This is a genomic window from Sinorhizobium sp. 22678, from assembly GCF_052044265.1.
In the GTDB taxonomy this organism is placed as follows: Bacteria; Pseudomonadota; Alphaproteobacteria; order Rhizobiales; family Rhizobiaceae; genus Sinorhizobium; species Sinorhizobium meliloti_A.
Window position 1 is genome coordinate 224908 of the sequence record NZ_JBQEMS010000005.1, and the last position, 17625, is coordinate 242532.

A 17625-nucleotide genomic window follows, 5' to 3' on the forward strand; every position below is an offset into this window, starting at 1 on the left:
GTCAGAAGACGAACATATAGAGCAGGATAATGACGATGAGGGGAACGCCCATCAACCAAAGAATAATGCCTTTCATCTCGACCATCCATGTTGTTGCCGTCGAACTGTAACGCGGCGTGCCGCAAACCGTTCCCGCGGCCGCGCCCTGGCGGTAACAAAAGGGCGGGACGACTCGTCCCTTTTTCTCAACAGTCGGGCTCGTCTGACTATTCGGCGGCTCCTGCGGGAGCGGCTCTCGGCTTGCGTGCTCGCGCCATTTCCAGGAGCCTCCGCAACAGCGATCGCTCCGTCAGAAGGATCAGAACCGTGTAGATCACGGTGCCGATGACCGTTCCGGCGACCAATTGCAGAACGGCGTTCGGCACATGGGCGCCGAAATGCTCGAGCAGGAAACGGACGACGAGCGCCATCAGCAGCGCCGCGATCATCGGCCGGCTGGATAGGAACAAGCCCTTGACGAAGGGCGTGCTGTCGGCACGAAACACCACCCAGGAGTATCCGACAAGCGTTACGGCATTGACGATGCACAGCCAGATCATCGCCTCCACCAGCGAGCCGTCGATGGCTCCGTAGGCGACCGCACCCGTTGTCGCAATCGCGCGAATCAGCGCCCACCAGAACAGGACGGCTCCCTGGCCGACCCCCTTCAGATAGGGGATGAACGTGCTGCAGGGGGTGAGAATCCCTTTCGATAGCGCGAGAAGTCCGAGGACCGGCCAGGCATAGGCCCATTGGCTCCCGAAAAGTACGAGCATCGCCGGCTCGGCAAGTGCCCAGAGGCCGAACATCATCGGCGCCAGCAGGACGGTGGTCACCTGAGTGCTGAGCATCAGCGCCTGTGATCGCCGCTCGCGATCATGCATCATCTGGCCGAAGGTTGGGAACAGCACACCCATGACGGCGGAGAGGACGACCTGGTTCGGGATGCTCGCGAACCGGTTTGCCGCCGAATAGGCACCGGCATCGGACAGCCCGAGATAGCGGGATATGACGACCATCGGGGATTGGAAGGTGATGAAGTTCGCGATCTCGGAGCCCATCATGCCGAAACTGAAGCGGCTGAGCGCCAGAACGCGTTGCAGCGAGAATACGAAGCGCGGTGCGTAGCGGGAAACGGCATAGAGGCCGGACAGGCGCACCAGCGCCGAGACGAAAAGCTGGGCGAGCAGCGACCATATGCCGAAACCGAGCAGCGCCAGAAGGACGGCAATAACGGCACCGAGCGATTCGGAGATCATGCTCCACACGGCGTCCTTGCGGAAATTCATCCTCCGGACAAGCAGCGAATAGGCGACGTCGCCGCCCAGCTGCAACGGGATCAGCAGGCTCATGATCCTTAGCAGGTAGGCAGCCTCCGGCGCGCCGAGCAGCGTGGCCAGAGGCTCGGCAAATACGAACAGTCCGAGCGCCATCATGAGCGCGATGGCGAGGTTTGCCCAGAAAACCGAATGCACGGTTTCCATCTCCTCATCCTGTTGGATGACGAGTGCGGAGGTGAGGCCGGCGCCGCCGATCATGGCGAGGAACTGCACCACGGTGAGCGCAACGGCGACGGCGCCGAACTCCTCGGGAGACAGAATGCGGGCCAGAATCGGCACCGTGACAAATTTAAGCCCGAATGTCCCTGTCTTGGAAAGAACGCTCCAGCCGACGTTGCGCGTTACGGTTTTTGCGTTAACGGTTGGGGTCATTGGCGAGGATTCCGTGAAAGTCCTTTGAAGGAGGAATGCAAAGGACAAACTCTAGATATACGGCCGCGACCCGGTGGGAGGAGACCACGCAGACTCTTTTTAGAGAAACCGCAGGGGCGAAAAGATGGCGAAGCTCACAGTTGTCATTCCATACTACCAGAAGGAACCCGGAATTCTCCGGCGCGCGCTGGCATCCGTTTTTGCTCAGACGCTCGAGGATTTCCACGTTCTCGTGATCGACGACGAATCCCCCTATCCGATAGCGGACGAGCTTGCCGGTCTCGCCCAGGAAAAAAGGGAGCGCATCACCGTCATCCGCCAGCCTAACGGCGGGCCGGGTGGCGCGCGCAATACCGGTCTCGATAATGTTCCTGCCGACAGCGACTTCGTCGCTTTCCTCGATTCCGACGACGTCTGGACGCCGGATCATCTCCTGAACGCCTATCAAAGCATGACGCGTTTCGACGCCGACTGCTATTGGGCCTCGATCACGGGCGGCGACGCCTTTTACTATCATTTCGGGGTCGCGGATCTCGAAAAGAGCGAGACGGTCACCCGCCTCTCGGAAAGCCCGCTCGTCGTCGAGCTCCCCGAGCTTCAGGACGTCATGCTGAAGAACTGGAGCTTTCTTCACATGTCCTGCATGGTGATCGGGCGCAAGCTCTTCGAAAAGGTGCGCTTCGAGGCCACGCTCAAGCTTGCGGCCGAGGACGTGCTCTTCTTCTGCGACTGCGTGCTCGCATCCAAGCGCGTCGTTCTTTGCGATGCAGCGGGCGCGGTGCGCGGCGAAGGGCTCAACATCTTTCATTCGATCGATAACGACTCGCCTCAGTTCCTGAAGCAGCAGTTCAACACCTGGGTTGCACTCGACACGCTCGAAGGCCGATATCGTCACCGGCCAAAGGCGATGGAGGCGATCCGATCCTACAAGCATACGGCGCGTCGGCAGGCGCTATGGAGCCAGGCACGCCGGATAAAGCGCAGGAAACTGCCGCAATTCGATCTTCTTGCCCGCTGGCTCTGGCGAGACCCGCGATTGATCGGCAGCGCCGCCGAGTTGGCGGTTGGAAAACTATCCCGCTAACCTCCTTCGGCCCGATCGGGCACGCGCCGCTTGCGCTGACAATACCCGGAAATCAAGCGACGACATTCGCCGCGGCGCGTGTCGGGTCGCCTCACATTGCAAACGGAGACGGTCATGAAGCCGTATTATTGGGAATCCCAGCACGGAAATTTTGGTGACGACCTCAACCTGTGGCTTTGGGATTTCCTGCTGCCCGGTTTTCGCGAGGTCCACCCGGAGACGCTGCTCGTCGGGGTCGGAACGGTCTTGAACCGCGCACTGCTGCCCGAGGCCACCCATAAGCTCGTCATCGGCAGCGGTTTCGGCTACGGCACGCTTCCCGAGATGAGCGACCCTAAGGAGTGGGATATCCGCTCGGTCCGCGGCCCGCTGACGGCTGCGAAGGTCGGCGTGGCTCCCGAGCTCGGCATCATCGATCCTGCGGTGATGGTCGCTGACCTTCCGGAGTTTCAAGACCTTCGAAAGATTTATAAAAGAAGCTTCGTACCACACTGGGAATCGGCGATCGCCGGATTGTGGCCGGCGATCTGCGACGCGGTCGGGCTCAACTATATCGACCCGCGTGGCGAGGCCAAGGACGTCATCCGAAAGATCGGCCAGTCGGAGCTTATCGTCGCCGAATCCATGCACGGCGCCATCCTGGCCGACGCGTTCCGCGTTCCCTGGACCGCGGTCAGTACGTCGCACAGCATCAACAGTTTCAAATGGAACGACTGGGCCCAGACCCTCGGTGTCACCTATCGCCCCCGGCGGGTGCCGGTATCGACGCGGGCGGAAGCCATGATCAAGGGTGCCCGTTTCTGGGGCATGGATTTCAAGGCGAAAGAGCCGCAGCCGGAGGACCCGAACCGCCGGCAGATCGACGGAGACCTGGCCGTCGCCCAGCGTGAACCACGCCAGACTTCATTGCGCGCTGCCGCCAAGCGAGCGCTCGCTGCGCCGGCGACGCTGGCGCTGTGGCAGGCAAGCCGCGCGGCGCCGCAATTGAGCAGGGACAGTGCGCTGGCAGAGCGCAAGGAGCGTTTCCGCACTGTGCTCGACGGCATACGCCGGGATTATTTTTGAGGCTGATCCACGGCGAGAGTCTCGAGCAGATAGCGCACTTCGCCCTTTCCACCGAGAGCGAGGGGCGCGGGCGAACCGGACGGACGAAAACGTTCGGTCTTGTCCGCAAGAATTCCGCCAACGATCGCCGGCAGTGCGGCCGGATGGGTCAGGGCGTAGCCGATTGCACGACCAAAGCCCTGCTGATTCTTGAGATCGAGAAAATGCCGTAGTTCGTAGCGGTCGCGAATGTGCCGCTCATGCCGGCGGACCGCCGCTTCGCCGTCGCTGCTCAGTCGGCTCCCTGCGAGAATTGCACGGTCCGCCTCATAGAGACGCTTGAGGTCGATCGTCCGGTGACTGCCGCTCAGCGAGTTGCCGCGGACGACCGCGGCATAGCCGCAACTGTGGATGATCTTGTAGCGCGCGCCATTGGCGAGGGCGCGAGCGTACAGATCGTAATCTTCACCGAGGCGCAGTGTCTCGTTGTAGCGCAGGCCGCGCTGGTCGAGGAAGGCGCGCCGCATCAGCGGTTTCAGAAAACCGATTTCGCCGCGCCGCAAGCCGCGCCGCGAGATGTTTCCTTCGACGAAGCCGACAAGATCGATGAGCCGGGGAGTAGGGTCGAATCGGTCGATCCTGCCATGCGCGTTTGCCGCCTGCGCGGCATCGATGAAGGCGATGTTGTCGGCGACGAAGTCCCAGCCGTCCTGCGAAAGCAATTGGCCCAGACGTCCCGGAAAGAAGAAATCATCCGCGTCGAGCACGCCGATAAGCGGAGAATGCGAGATCGCAATCGCATGATTGCGCGCGGCCGCGGGGCCGCGGTTTTCTTCGAAGCGAACGACATTCAGCCGCCCCGTTCCGTCATCCGCAGCGCGTGCCACCGAAGCGGTATCATCGGTCGAGCCGTCATCGATGACGACGACTTCTGCCGCCTCCGGTTCGGCAAGCGCCGAAGCAATCGCGCGTGCGATGGTGTCGGCGGCATTCTTTGCGGCAATGATGATGCAGACGTCCGTCGGCGCGGCTGCGGTCATGTGAGGCCTCCAGCAAGTTATCGGCTGCCGCGCCTCAAGGGCGCGAAGGTGCCGAACCATGCCGCGCGATCATGTCGCAAACGCGTCAGGCGAAAAATTTTTTGCAAGTGCGAAGGAGAGCAGCGTCAGCCGCTCAGGAATTGAGATGATGAGGCCGGTTCAGTCTGCGCAACGAGACCTTCCCCGGTTGCTTCTCATCGTTGGCGGCTTCGGCCGTCACGAACTGCTTCTGAGAAGAAAGCCTGCGGCGCTCCCGTGCCTCTTTCCATACGAGGAACAGGACGGCGACGAAGTAGCCGACCTGAATAAGGACTGCGCAGATCAGGGTCTGAATCGCCGTCGAGGCGAGCGATCCGTTGAGGTAATAAGTTGCAAGGGCAAAAGCCGCCAACGCGCCGATCATGCTCAGAAAAACACGCGGTGCGAACATGGCGCTAACCTACCTTCGGGTCTGCGATTGGGAACCTCATTAGAGTTGTTGCCCTCTCCTCCTGCCCGGCCACTATATTAGCGCCCGCTTTTCTCTTCAACCAGGAAACGCTATTTTGTTGCAGTCGACCATACATCGGAAATCTTTCCGCCGTCTTTAAGCATTGGCTCCATTTCGCACAATTCAAACGGGTGTGATCGAGGATAAGTTCCCCATTTCGAGGGCAGTTTGCCGCATGAAATGGATGCGGAGCGAACGCGGCGGCCGTGCCCCTAAAATTGCAGGGCCTTTCGTAAAGCTGTCTTGCACGCTGCCTCTAACGGCGTGTAGCCGGCCCTTTTTTCCAATCAACTTTTGTTACACCTGTTTGGGCGGGTAGCCCGAGCAACTGTGCGCCGCAATAAAATGTTGCAATGCAAAAACTGTCGAGGAAAGTTGCCGCGCGTCAATTTCGGGCGCCAGTGGTCCGCCGTCCGCCAGTGCAGAATGATGCGTCTATTAACAATACTTTATAATTCGAAATAACTAGCCCTCGATGATGTTTCCGGTGTGTGATGCCGCGGGGAACTATCCTGACCCTGATTTGCGCTCTCCGAAATTAACTCTTCGTAATATTTCGCGACTTTAGCTGGCTTGAAGCCTCTGGGGGAAGGGCGTCGGAGGGCTGCCATCATTCCGCCTTTAAAAAACAAATTCTGACCACACACTCACGTTAGATGAGCCCGCGTCCCACGGGACCGACAATCGCCAACGTAAATGGAGTCACCTCTATGAAGTCCGCGACTCGCTCGGCCAGTTCGCCGTTTTTTATCCCCGAGGAAACCGGGGCAGTCCGACCGATCGGGGGCATGGCAAAACGCAGTTTCGACATTCTTGCCGCCTCCGTGGCCCTCCTTCTCTTCAGCCCGCTCTTTTTGCTCATCATGGCCCTCGTCAAGTTCTCGGACGGCGGCAGTGTCTTTTATGGCCATCGCCGAATCGGTCACAACGGCCAATCCTTCAAGTGCCTGAAATTCCGTACGATGATGGAAAAGGGCGACCAGGTCCTGGAAGAGTTTTTCAGGAACAATCCCGACGCCTACGAAGAATGGCGTACGACCCGCAAGCTTCAGAATGATCCGCGTGTCACCGTTGTCGGGACAGTCCTGCGTAAGCTCAGCCTCGACGAGTTGCCGCAACTCCTCAACATCATTCGCGGTGAAATGAGCGTCGTCGGCCCCCGTCCGGTGGTCGAAGACGAACTCGAACTCTATGATTCGGCCGCCGTGTTTTATCTGCGCTCGCGTCCCGGCCTGACGGGGCTCTGGCAGATCAGCGGCCGCAACGACGTCTCCTACGCCACGCGCGTCGCTTTCGACACGCAATATGTCCAGAACTGGTCGCTTTTCGCCGACCTTGTCATTGTCTTCAAGACGATCCCTGCCGTCTGCCTCTCCCGCGGCAGCTATTGAAATCTTGGCGCCGGCCCGGCACGGGCAACGTCGAGCAACGGAAATATCCAAAAATGCAATCGAATAGACGATCAGCGAAATCCGCTGGTTCCCGCATGGCTTCCTATTTTACCCGCCTGGCGCTCCTTGCTGCACTCGCAGCCTCAGGGGCGTCGCTGGCGTCGGCCGATGAATACCGGCTCGGCGTCATGGACAAGCTTCGGGTTCGCGTGGCCGAGTGGCAAACCGCCGAAGGAACGGTCCGCGACTGGTCTGCCGTCAGCGGCGACTATACGGTGGGCCCATCCGGCAACCTTTCCCTGCCCTTCGTCGGCGATCTGCCTGCCTCCGGCAAGACGACGCAGGAGGTGGCCGAAGAGATCGGCGTCAAGATGCAGAAGCTTTTCGGCCTCAGGGATCGCCCATCCGCGTCGGTGGAGATGGCGCAATATCGTCCGATCTATCTCTCCGGCGAGGTGCAGACGCCGGGAGAATACCCCTATGCTCCCAACTTGACGGTCTTGAAGGCCGTCAGTCTCGGGGGAGGGCTGCGGCGGGCGGATAACGGCCAGCGATTCGCGCGCGACTACATCAATGCCAGCGGGGAATCCGCGGTGCAGGTTGCGGAACGCAGCCGCCTGCTCATTCGCCGCGCGCGACTGCTTGCCGAAATCGGCAAGCGCGACACAATCCCCATGCCCGAGGAGCTCAAGAACGTTCCGGACGCCGACAAGCTGCTCGCCAGCGAGATCGCGCTTATGGAATCGCGTGACAAGCGCCAGAAGCGTCAGCTCGATGCGCTTGCCGATCTGAGATCCCTTCTTCAAAGCGAGATAGAAGCACTCGCAAAGAAAGCCGAAACGCAGGCGCGCCAGCTCGACCTTGCCACCGAGGATCGCGACAAGGTCGACAGCCTTGCCGAAAAAGGGCTGGCGCTCAGCCAGCGCAAACTGTCCCTCGAGCAGCGGGTCGCAGACGTTCAGGCGTCACTGCTGGACATCGACACCGCATCCCTCAAGGCAAAGCAGGATGCGAGCAAGGCGGCGCAGGACGAAACGAATCTCCGCAACGACTGGGATGCTCAGCTCGCTCAGGAACTGCAGAACACCGAAGCCGAGCTGGACACGCTGACGTTGAAGCTCGGCACCAGCCGGGATCTCATGACCGAGGCGCTGCTGCAGTCGGCAGATGCCGCCCAGCTCGAAGATCAGGCCGCCGAGATCACCTATTCGATCATTCGCGACAAGGACGGCAAGCCGACCGAAATCGCCGCCGACGAGAACACACCCGTGCTCCCCGGCGATGTCATCAAGGTGAATACTGCCCTGGCAATGCGGTGAGGCAGGCATGAGGATATCCAAGGCGAGCCTTGTCAGACCTGGAGCGAATGAAGTCTACGGCATCTTCGCCTTGGCCTTGTCGCTCTTCGTCTTTGCCTATTCGGCGCGCTTCGGACAGGTTTCTATCCTCGCCTATTATGGCCTGTGGCTGCCGCTCGTCCTCGTGGACTACCGCAAGGTTCTCGGCAACTACGCCAGCTATCTCTGGATATTCGCCTTCACCATCTTCGCCTGCATTTCGATCTTCTGGTCTGCGGCCCCGTCCTTGTCGCTGCGCACCGGAATACAGTATCTGAGCCATGTCGTCTGCGCGCTCATCGCGATGCGCACGATCGACACCCGCACGCTGACGCGCGGCATGATTGCGGGCGCCGCAATCGTGCTCCTCTATTCGCTGCTCTTCGGTACCTATCATTACGATCCGCTGGACGGCACCTACAGCTTCGTTGGCGCATTCGCGTCGAAGAACCAGTTGGGCTTCTACGCCTCGCTCGGCATCTACTTCGCCTTCGCGGCCGTCTTTGTGCTCGGGGAAAAGGGCCTGTGGATGGGCGCGGCAGGGGTTGCCGGATTGCTTGCCGCCTATTGCCTGCTGACGTCGCAATCGGCGACCTCCGTGTTGACGACCGCGGCCGTCATCGGTCTTTGCATCGGGATGCGGGCGATCACGGCCTTGCGTCCCGCGAGCAGGAAGCTCCTCTTCATTGCCGCGTCGGTGTTCGGCGGCGTTGCCGCCGTCGCGATGATCTATGCCGGCGGCGTCGATCTGATCCTCGGCGCCTTCGGCAAGGATTCCACGCTCACCGGGCGCACCTATCTCTGGCAGCAGGGCATCGAGGCGGCGAAGGCGTCGCCGCTCTTCGGCGTCGGCTACCAGGCCTATTGGGTGCAGGGCTTCTCCGAGGCCGAGCGGCTATGGGAGGAATTCTATATCGGTTCGCGCGCCGGGTTCCATTTCCACAACACCTTCATCGAAGCGGTCGTGGAGACGGGCCTGGTCGGCCTGATCCTGCTTACCATGGTGCTGGTCACAGCGCTCGTCGGCCAGTTGAAGCGCCTCCTTGCGGAGGATCGCGATCCGGAGGCGATGGTGCTCTTCGGTGTCGGCGCGCTGCTCTTCGTTCGTGCCTTCGTCGAAATCGATATTCTCACCCCCTACCACGTCGGATCCTTCCTTTTGTACTTCACGGCGGGGAAACTGACGATACCGCGTCGCCGGCAGGCAGCGACCCTGCTCTGGCCGGCAGGATTCCATCCGGCGCCCTACGGCCGATCTTTCGGCCCGATGGTGCCGCGGCCGGGAGACGGCCATTGAAGACGATCTACGGTATTCAATATCTTCGCGCGGCTGCGGCAATCGCCGTCGTGCTCTTCCATGCTGCGGAAAAGACAGGCCATCATTTCACGATCGGAGCCGCCGGCGTCGATGTTTTCTTCGTCATCAGCGGCTTCATCATGTGGGTCATCAGCGACCGCCGATCCGTGACCCCCGTAGAATTCATCGCCGATCGCTGCCGCCGCATCGTGCCGGTCTATTGGCTCGCGACCGCCGTGATGGTCGCGGGCGCACTGGCGGGTCTGTTCCCCAATCTGGTGCTGACACTGGAACATGTTCTGTCGTCGCTGTTCTTCGTCCCCGCGCGCTCGCCGAGCAGTGGAGAGATATGGCCTGTGCTGGTGCAGGGCTGGACGCTCAACTTCGAAATGCTCTTCTACGCGGTCTTCGCCGGCTCGCTGTTCATGCCGCGCAACTGGCGGCTGCCCGTCGTCACAGGGCTGTTCCTTGCCTTGGTGATCGCAGGCCGCGTCGTCGCCTTCGACGATCCGGTGATGCTGACCTATTCGCGACCGGTCATTCTGGAATTCGTGGCCGGCATGATCATCGGGGAGTTCTGGCTGAAGGGCAGGGTACCGCCGCTCGCGGTCGGTTTTGCGCTGCTCGCCTGCTCGCTCGGCGGCTTCGCTCTCATCGGTGTGCTCGGTCTGCCATTCGACGAACTGACGACCGGGCCGCTGGCGGTTCTGCTCGTCACCGGGGTGCTTTCGCTCGAGGTGAACGGCTGCGTGCGGGCGCTGCCGCTGCCGGGGCTTCTAGGAGACGCCTCCTATTCGATCTATCTCTGGCACACATTTGCGATTTCTGTCGTGGCCAAGGCAGGCCTTGCGATCGGGCTCGGCGCACCCGTGACGATGTTCGCGGGGGTTCTTTCGGGAACGCTCATAGGGATCGCTGCCTATATGATGCTCGAACGCCCGTTGCTGCGGCGCGGCCGCGCCCGGCGTGTCACGGCGGGCCCGGCACGCCGAGCGGCCGAATAGAGCACCTCCAGGAAAAGCCCGAACGGTTTACCTGGAAGGCCGGGCTGCCCCGTCATTTCCGGCAGCCACGGTCGCTGGTCGGGAAGATCAGCCGCCCTGATTTCTGCGCGAGTGCCAGTTCCAGGCCGATTCGGTGATCGCCGCGAGATCGTATTGCGGCTCCCAGCCGAGAACCTGACGCGCCTTGTCATTGTTGGCGACAAGCGTGGTCGAGTCGCCTTCCCGGCGTTCGGCGTAGCCGATGTTGAACGGTCGCTTGGCCACTTTTTCGATCGCGTCCAGCAGCTCCTTCACCGTGGTACCGGTGCCGGTCCCGAGATTGAGTGCGACGCTCTCGCCACCCTCCAGGAGATAGTCGACCGCCCGCACATGGGCATCCGCCAGATCGAGGACGTGGATATAATCGCGGACGCACGTTCCGTCGCGCGTGTCGTAGTCGGTGCCGAAGACCTTGAAGCCCTCGCGCCGCCCAAGTGCCGCATCGATGGCGAGCGGGATCGCATGGGTCTCAGGCTCGTGCCATTCGCCGATGCGGCCCTCGAAGTCCGCGCCCGCGGCATTGAAATAGCGCAGGATGACCGAGCGCAGACCCTTGTAGAGATCGTAGTCCTTCAGCGCCTGCTCGCAGATCCACTTGGTGCGGCCATAGGGATTGATCGGCGCCTGCTTATGGCTCTCGTCCATCGGTACGCTGTCGGGCAGTCCGTAGGTCGCGCACGTCGATGAGAAGACGAAGGCATCGATGCCCGCGGCAAGCGCCGCAGACAAAAGGGTCAGCGTGCCGATGACGTTGTTGTCATAGAAGGCGGCCGGGTCCTTGACCGACTCGCCCACCTCGATCATCGCCGCGAAATGCAGGATCGCCCGCGGCTTGTGCCGGGCAAGAACCTCTTCAAGACGCTGCCGGTCACGGATGTCGCCCTTTTCAAGGACGCCCCATTGGACGAATTCCTCGTGGCCGTTGGAGAGGTTGTCGTAAACGACGGGTTGGTAACCCTTTGCCGCAAGCTGAAGGCAGGTATGCGAGCCGATATAGCCGGCGCCGCCGACCACGAGAATGTTGTTGTTCTGCACGGGCAACCTCTGAGGATGATTTCTGAAATTCGACAGGGCAGGCTTTGCAATGAATAGCGGCGAAATTTCCAACACATTATGAAGGTTCTGCAAAATCGCGGCATTTTCAACAGCTTCGCGGCGGGAACCGCGGACTGAACCGACGTTCGATTCCGGATGCCGCAGGCTATGGCCGCATGTCGCGCCGTGATCCGGCAGACTGTTGCAAACTTGCAGCACGCCGGCTCTGCTTGCAGGAAAATACAATATAGGCGCTTGGCGTGCGCCGCGTCCTCAACTATAAGCGGTCCTCCGGCAATCAGATTAGGGAGGTTACGATGCAGGCATTTTCTTCTCCCTACGGGGCGGATCCACGATCCTGACCCTGTGACGCAAGCGTCCGCGCTTCTTCACAGCAGGCAGGAATTGTCATCGCCCCACCGCTTCTTCTTAGAAGCCGGCGATCCGCTGATGCCGTTCTGACCCTTTCCCCAACGGCATTTTCATGCTTTCGAAATATTGAGGCCGGTGCGCTCGTCACCGGGCAACACCTATGGCATTTACTCGTTTCACGGCGCGCAACCGCGCCTTCCGTAGCGTTTTTCGATTCTCCTGGGCCCATTGGAAGAAGCAGCCGGTGCGGCTCGCGGCTCTACTGTCAACCGTGCTGCTTTCGACGCTCGCCGATGTGCTTACGCCGCTCTACTCCGGTCGGCTGGTCGACGCGGTGATTTCAGGTGCCGCGAGCGACGAGGTTGCCTGGAACGCGGCGATGGCGGCCTTCATGATGTTGATGGCCCTGTCGTTCGGAGCCATCATCCTCAGGCATGTGACCTTCATGGGTATCGTCAGCCTCACGCTGAAGATGATGTCGGATATCGCCGCTGCCGCCTTTCATCACATCCAGCGGTTCTCCAGTGACTGGCATGCCAACAGCTTCGCCGGTTCCACGGTCCGCAAGGTGACGCGCGGCATGTGGGCGCTCGATCTCTTGAACGATACGCTTCTCGTCGCGCTTTTCCCTTCTATCGTCATGCTGGTCGGGTCCACGGCGCTGATGGCCTGGTACTGGCCGATGATGGGTGTGATCATCGGTCTCGGCTCGATCGCCTTCATCGCCGTTACCGTTTCCCTGTCGCTCGGCTATGTGGCGCCGATGGCGAGCCTTGCCAACAGCTGGGACACACGGCTTGGCGGGGCGCTCGCCGATGCGGTCAGCTGCAATACCGTCGTAAAGGCCTTCGGTGCGGAAGGGCGCGAGGACGCGCGTCTCGCCAAGGTTCTCCGCAAATGGGAGAACCGGACGCGTCGTACCTGGTCGCGCGGCACGCTCAACGGTACGGCGCAGGGCGCAATGCTGCTCGTCCTGCGCGCGGCCGTGATCGGCTTTGCCCTCCTGTTGTGGGCGAGAGGGCAGGCGACTGCAGGCGACATAACGTTCGTGCTCACCTCGTTCTTCATCCTGCAGGGTTATCTGCGGGAGGTGGGGATGCATATCCGCAACCTGCAGCGGTCGATCAACGACATGGAGGAGCTCGTCGCCATTCACGGCCAGCCGCTCGGCGTCGAGGACCGGCCGGGCGCAAAGCCCATCCGCATCACCGAGGGCGAGATCGAGTTCCGCGATGTGACTTTTCACTACGGAGCCCATCGCGCACCCCTTTACGAGGGATTCTCGGTCAATATCGCGGCCGGCGAGCGTGTCGGTCTCGTCGGGCATTCCGGTTCCGGCAAGACGACGTTCATCAAGCTGATCCAGCGTCTGCATGATCTGAATGCCGGCGAGATCCGCATCGACGGGCAGAATATCGCCGACTTCACCCAGGCGTCTCTGCGCCAGCAGATCGCCATCGTGCAGCAGGAGCCGATCCTGTTTCACCGCTCGCTTGCCGAGAATATCGCCTATGCACGGCCGGGAGCGACGCAACGCGAGATCGAGGAGGCGGCAAGGCTTGCCAGCGCGCATGACTTCATCGCCGCCTTGCCCAAGGGCTATGGGACGCTGGTCGGCGAACGTGGTGTGAAGCTCTCAGGCGGCGAGCGCCAGCGGGTGGCTATTGCCCGCGCCTTTCTGGCGGATGCACCCATCCTCATCCTGGACGAGGCGACCTCGAGCCTCGATTCGGAGTCCGAGGTGCTGATCCAGCAGGCGATGGAGCGACTGATGACGGGGCGCACCACGCTCGTGGTCGCACACCGGCTTTCCACGGTGCGTGCGCTGGACCGGCTGCTGGTCTTCGATCGGGGCCGCATTGCGGAAGAAGGCGATCACGGGGCACTCATCCGCGTCAAGGGCGGCATCTATCGCAGTCTCTTCGAAAGACAGGCACTGGAGCTGACGAAGGGGCTCATTCTCAGCGAGGGATGAGGCCACAAGCCCGGGCAAACGGCCGGTCGACCGCTGCGAGCAAAGATGCGGCGATCGACCGGTCGTGTAGACAGGCGCACGGCTCGGCGGGCAGGGCCGCGCCAATTTTCAACGAGTTACAAGGCCTTGGGCCTGCCTGAGGTCCGAATGCCGCAGTCACTCTTGCGGCAACGGAATCAACGTATTCGTCGTGCTTTTGGTCGGCTGCTCGCCCGGAACATGGGACATGGTCTTCGTCCGGCTCTGCAGTTCGTCGTCCGTAACCTTGGTCTTGGTCTGTGACTTGCTGAACGTTCCTTTGTCCATGGCCTGAGCCTTGGACTGGCCCTGCAGCTGGGAGGGATTCTCGTTTACCTTCGTCTGGCTCTTTGCCTTTCCTTGCGAGGTTGCTGCGCTTCCGCCGACGCCGATCGACGATGTCGTTCCGTCATCGGTTCTGCATGTGCCGGCCGTTCCCAACGTGCTGGCTGAGGTGCCGCCGGCCGCGGCACTTCCGCCAGATCCGACAGTTCCGGCCACATCGCAGTCCTGAGCGTGCGCTGGTACGAAGGCAGCCGATGCCGACATCACGACGGAAATTGCAAGTATCGTTCTTCGAAGCATCACAGCTCCTTTCACTTCTTCGGCTGGATGATTGCGCAGGTTCCATCCGACCGGCGCGTAATGGTGGTGCCGTCGGGGCGGGTCACGCTCGCGGTCGCAAAGCTCTCTCCGCCGGAGGATCCGCTCGTCGCCGACGATGCGGAACTGCTGCTGGCAGACCCACCGCTCGCTGCCGTGCCGCCGCCAACCGTCGTGGACGAGGATACGCTGCCAGAGCCCGCTGTGACCGACGACGAAACGCCGCCCCCTTCCGACTGTTCTTGTTCGATGACCATGCATGTCGAACCGTCGTCGAGTTTGATCTCTTTCGCCACGGCATGGGCCGGGGCGACCATAGCAGCCGCGAACAGTGCCGTGACAGCCGGGATTAAAAATGAACTGGAGGTCATCGGAGCTCCTCCTTTTTGAAGAACGCTGGCTTCGGAGGGCGCTCCGAAGCCAGCCGAGTTGACGTCAGCAGGACGGTTTGTTGCCCTTGGAGGCGTCCTGCTTGGCGAGGCCAGGAGGACAATTCTTGTTGCTCTCATCATCCTGGGCGGCGTCGCGGGCGCTGTTTTCATCGCCCTGGACACTGCCGGTGGCCTCATCCGATGTTCCGCCACCCGATCCAGCGGCTGAACCACCGGTTCCAACGGAGCTGCTGGAGCTTCCGCCGCCCGCGGACGAGCCGCCGGTGCCAAGGGTCGAAGCGGAGCCGGCGCTACCCGAGCCGGCGGCCGATCCGCCCGTCCCGACCGAGCTGCTTGACGTACCGCCGCCGGCCGAAGATCCGCCCGTTCCCAGTGTCGATGCAGAGCCGGACTGGCAATCGCTGGTGTTCGGATCGCAACCGCCACCAGCCGAACTTCCGCCCGTTCCGACGGTGCTGCTTGAGGTCCCGCCGCCGGCGCTGGTGCCGCCGGTGCCGATCGTTGTACTCGATTGCGCGAACGCGCCGAGGGTGGTGCCCGCGAGAAGGCCCGCCGCGAGGGCCGTCCTGATGAAATACCGCATTGGAGTTCCTTTCCTGACGTTGATGTCCTTGAGGCTGCAACCTGCCTACCAACCCAAACCCGCGTAACGTGTTCCGGGCTGGGACTTCGGACCGAAGGGATGCTGGCACATAGTCTGGAAGACGATCGGACCTTTGTCCGTTCGGCGCGTGCATAGGTCCGAGCGGCGATTGCGAATGGAACCGGGCTGGCATGCGGTTCGTTTTGTGCCCTTGGTTTTCGGGCAACCCTTTTCAACAAACTGACAGTGCTTGCTCCCGGGGGGAGCCCTGTGGCTCAGTTTTTGATTTTTGGCCGTTGGACAATCCGTTCCTTCCATACCGGTCGGCCATTCACAAACGGTCCTCTATGGCCTAGAAGGCGCGCAGTAGAACTCCGGTCGCAGCCTACCCGGTCAAAACAAGGACACCTGTCATGAAGACAATTGTAATCTGCTCCGGCGGATTGGATTCCGTTTCGCTTGCGCACAAGGTCGCGGCTGAACAGTCGCTTTCCGGCCTCCTGTCGTTCGATTACGGCCAACGGCACCGCAAGGAACTGGATTTCGCCGCCGCCTGCGCCATGCGCCTCGGCGTCCCGCACCAGATCATCGACATCCGCGAGATCGGCCGCCATCTCACCGGATCGGCGCTGACCGACGATTTGGACGTGCCGGACGGGCACTATGCCGAAGAGACGATGAAGGCGACGGTGGTGCCGAACCGCAACGCCATCATGCTTGCCATCGCCTTCGGCGTCGCTGCAGCCCGCAAGGCGGATGCGGTCGCGACCGCCGTGCATGGCGGCGACCACTTCATCTATCCCGATTGCCGGCCGGGTTTCATCGACGCTTTCCAGGCGATGCAGAACCGCGCGCTCGACGGATATGCGGATGTTGCGCTCTATGCGCCCTATGTGAACGTCGCCAAGGCCGACATCGTAGCGGACGGAGCCAGGCACGGCACGCCCTTTGCCGAGACATGGTCCTGCTACAAGGGCGGCGCCCACCATTGCGGGCGCTGCGGTACCTGTGTCGAACGGCGCGAAGCCTTTCACCTCGCGGGTGTCCCTGATCCGACAGAGTACGACGATCCGCTTTTCTGGGTCGCGGCGACCGGCTCCTTCGTTGCCGAAGAGGTGAAATGATGTTCCGCATCACCAAGGAATTCCATTTCTCCGCCTCGCACCAGCTGAAGAACCTTCCGGCCGAGCATCAATGCGCCCGGCTGCATGGGCACAACTACATCGTCGAGGTCGAGCTTTCCGGCCAAAGGCTGAACGAGCACGGATTCGTGCGCGACTATCACGAGCTCGCACCGCTGAAGCAATATATCGACGAGTGCTTCGACCACCGCCATCTGAACGACGTGCTCGGGCACGATCGGGTGACGGCGGAATGCCTGGCGCAGCATTTCTACGAATGGTGCAGAGCCCGGCTACCCGAGACGACGGCCGTTCGCGTCAGCGAGACGGCAAAGACCTGGGCGGAGTATCGCCCATGATCCACACCCGATCCGACGAAATCCGCGTTAGCGAGATCTTCGGACCGACGATCCAGGGGGAGGGAGTGCTGATCGGCCTGCCGACGGTATTCGTCAGGAGCGGCGGCTGCGATTTCCGTTGTTCCTGGTGCGACAGCCTCCATGCCGTCGACAGCAGCTACCGGCACGAATGGCAAAAGATGTCGACCGAGGAGGTCTGGCAGGAAATCGTTCGGCTTTCGGGCGGAGAAGCTGTGATGGTGTCGCTATCGGGCGGCAACCCGGCAATACAGCCGTTCGGCGATCTGATCGCCCGCGGGCTCGAAAAGGGCTATCGATTTGCCCTGGAAACGCAAGGTTCGCTTGCCCGCGACTGGTTCGCAGCTCTCGACGTTCTGGTGCTCAGTCCCAAGCCGCCCTCGAGCGGGATGGAGACCGACTGGGAAGCCTTGGACGACTGTCGCCGCAGTGCTGGGAGCAAGCCGCAGACGGTGTTGAAGTTCGTGGTCTTCGACGAGAGGGATTATGCCTATGCGCGGGCCGCCGCCGCGCGCCAGCCGGATCTGCCCGTCTATCTGCAGCCCGGCAATCATACGCCGCCGCCCGCGGACCAGGCGGACGCGCCGATCGATATAGACGGCGTGATGGAGCGGATGCGGTGGTTGGTCGACAGGGTCGTTGCAGACCGCTGGTTCGGGGCGCGGGTCCTGCCGCAACTGCATGTCCTCATCTGGGGCAACAGGCGGGGTGTTTGAAGCAGCAGTCGCGCGT

Annotated in this window: 17 protein-coding genes; 10 read left to right on the forward strand and 7 right to left on the reverse strand. The window is 61.7% G+C overall.

The features are described from left to right. Window positions 1–206: 206 nt before the first annotated feature. On the reverse strand, window positions 207–1691 hold the full coding sequence (exoT, locus tag ACTJKL_RS10355) for a succinoglycan biosynthesis transport protein ExoT (protein ID WP_440852820.1): 1485 nt from the start codon (window positions 1689–1691) through the stop codon (window positions 207–209). A 124-nt stretch (window positions 1692–1815) separates the two neighbouring features. Between exoT and exoW the strand changes: the two genes are divergently transcribed. Beyond that, a complete protein-coding gene (gene exoW / locus ACTJKL_RS10360) occupies window positions 1816–2775 on the forward strand; it encodes a succinoglycan biosynthesis glycosyltransferase ExoW (protein ID WP_440852821.1) in 960 nt (319 codons plus the stop codon). 114 nt (window positions 2776–2889) lie between these two features. Beyond that, window positions 2890–3840, forward strand: a complete 951-nt coding sequence (gene exoV, locus ACTJKL_RS10365) for a succinoglycan biosynthesis protein ExoV (RefSeq protein WP_440852822.1) — start codon at window positions 2890–2892, stop codon at window positions 3838–3840. Here exoV and exoU read toward each other — a convergent pair. Beyond that, on the reverse strand, window positions 3831–4859 hold the full coding sequence (gene exoU, locus ACTJKL_RS10370) for a succinoglycan biosynthesis glycosyltransferase ExoU (RefSeq protein ID WP_440852823.1): 1029 nt from the start codon (window positions 4857–4859) through the stop codon (window positions 3831–3833). The two genes, exoV and exoU, sit on opposite strands and share 10 nt — an antisense overlap. Before the next feature lie 133 nt (window positions 4860–4992). After that, window positions 4993–5289 carry an exopolysaccharide production repressor ExoX gene (gene exoX, locus ACTJKL_RS10375; protein WP_440852824.1) on the reverse strand — a complete coding sequence of 99 codons (297 nt, stop codon included), beginning with the start codon at window positions 5287–5289 and terminating at the stop codon, window positions 4993–4995. Between the two features lie 770 nt (window positions 5290–6059). Here exoX and exoY point away from each other — a divergent pair. The 4 genes from exoY to exoZ are packed head-to-tail and all read left to right on the forward strand — an operon-like array spanning window position 6060 to window position 10378. Next, window positions 6060–6740, forward strand: a complete 681-nt coding sequence (gene exoY / locus ACTJKL_RS10380; RefSeq protein WP_100670362.1) for an exopolysaccharide production protein ExoY — start codon at window positions 6060–6062, stop codon at window positions 6738–6740. A 53-nt stretch (window positions 6741–6793) separates the two neighbouring features. Beyond that, on the forward strand, window positions 6794–8059 hold the full coding sequence (gene exoF / locus ACTJKL_RS10385) for an exopolysaccharide production protein ExoF (RefSeq protein WP_100670360.1): 1266 nt from the start codon (window positions 6794–6796) through the stop codon (window positions 8057–8059). 7 nt (window positions 8060–8066) lie between these two features. Beyond that, entirely contained in the window at window positions 8067–9374 is a 1308-nt protein-coding gene (locus ACTJKL_RS10390) for an O-antigen ligase family protein (protein WP_440852825.1), read from the forward strand. Next, complete coding sequence (exoZ, locus tag ACTJKL_RS10395) at window positions 9371–10378, forward strand: exopolysaccharide production protein ExoZ (protein ID WP_440852826.1); 1008 nt, start codon at window positions 9371–9373, stop codon at window positions 10376–10378. The genes ACTJKL_RS10390 and exoZ overlap by 4 nt, the downstream gene beginning before the upstream one ends. 87 nt (window positions 10379–10465) lie before the next feature. On the opposite strand, the gene galE is transcribed toward exoZ, so the two are convergent. Beyond that, window positions 10466–11452, reverse strand: a complete 987-nt coding sequence (galE, locus tag ACTJKL_RS10400; RefSeq protein WP_026168811.1) for a UDP-glucose 4-epimerase GalE — start codon at window positions 11450–11452, stop codon at window positions 10466–10468. Window positions 11453–11984: 532 nt separating this feature from the next. On the opposite strand from galE, the gene ACTJKL_RS10405 reads away from it, so the two are divergent. Beyond that, window positions 11985–13799, forward strand: coding sequence for an ABC transporter ATP-binding protein (locus ACTJKL_RS10405; protein WP_018097013.1), 1815 nt, complete (start codon window positions 11985–11987; stop codon window positions 13797–13799). A 156-nt stretch (window positions 13800–13955) separates the two neighbouring features. On the opposite strand, the gene ACTJKL_RS10410 is transcribed toward ACTJKL_RS10405, so the two are convergent. The 3 genes from ACTJKL_RS10410 to ACTJKL_RS10420 form a co-directional block, all read right to left on the reverse strand. Next, window positions 13956–14402, reverse strand: coding sequence for a hypothetical protein (locus tag ACTJKL_RS10410; protein WP_440852827.1), 447 nt, complete (start codon window positions 14400–14402; stop codon window positions 13956–13958). A gap of 11 nt (window positions 14403–14413) precedes the next feature. Beyond that, on the reverse strand, window positions 14414–14791 hold the full coding sequence (locus tag ACTJKL_RS10415; protein ID WP_440852828.1) for a hypothetical protein: 378 nt from the start codon (window positions 14789–14791) through the stop codon (window positions 14414–14416). 64 nt (window positions 14792–14855) lie between these two features. After that, complete coding sequence (locus ACTJKL_RS10420; protein ID WP_440852829.1) at window positions 14856–15395, reverse strand: hypothetical protein; 540 nt, start codon at window positions 15393–15395, stop codon at window positions 14856–14858. Between the two features lie 413 nt (window positions 15396–15808). Between ACTJKL_RS10420 and queC the strand changes: the two genes are divergently transcribed. Genes queC through queE form a run of 3 tightly spaced genes read left to right on the forward strand, consistent with a single transcriptional unit; the run spans window position 15809 to window position 17609 of the window. Continuing rightward, window positions 15809–16519: a 7-cyano-7-deazaguanine synthase QueC gene (gene queC, locus ACTJKL_RS10425; protein WP_411922476.1), complete on the forward strand. Its 711-nt coding sequence runs from the start codon at window positions 15809–15811 to the stop codon at window positions 16517–16519. Next, entirely contained in the window at window positions 16519–16875 is a 357-nt protein-coding gene (gene queD / locus ACTJKL_RS10430; protein ID WP_440852830.1) for a 6-carboxytetrahydropterin synthase QueD, read from the forward strand. Before queC ends, queD begins: the two co-directional genes overlap by 1 nt. Further along, on the forward strand, window positions 16872–17609 hold the full coding sequence (gene queE / locus ACTJKL_RS10435) for a 7-carboxy-7-deazaguanine synthase QueE (RefSeq protein ID WP_440852831.1): 738 nt from the start codon (window positions 16872–16874) through the stop codon (window positions 17607–17609). The genes queD and queE overlap by 4 nt, the downstream gene beginning before the upstream one ends. The last annotated feature ends 16 nt before the right edge of the window (window positions 17610–17625 follow it).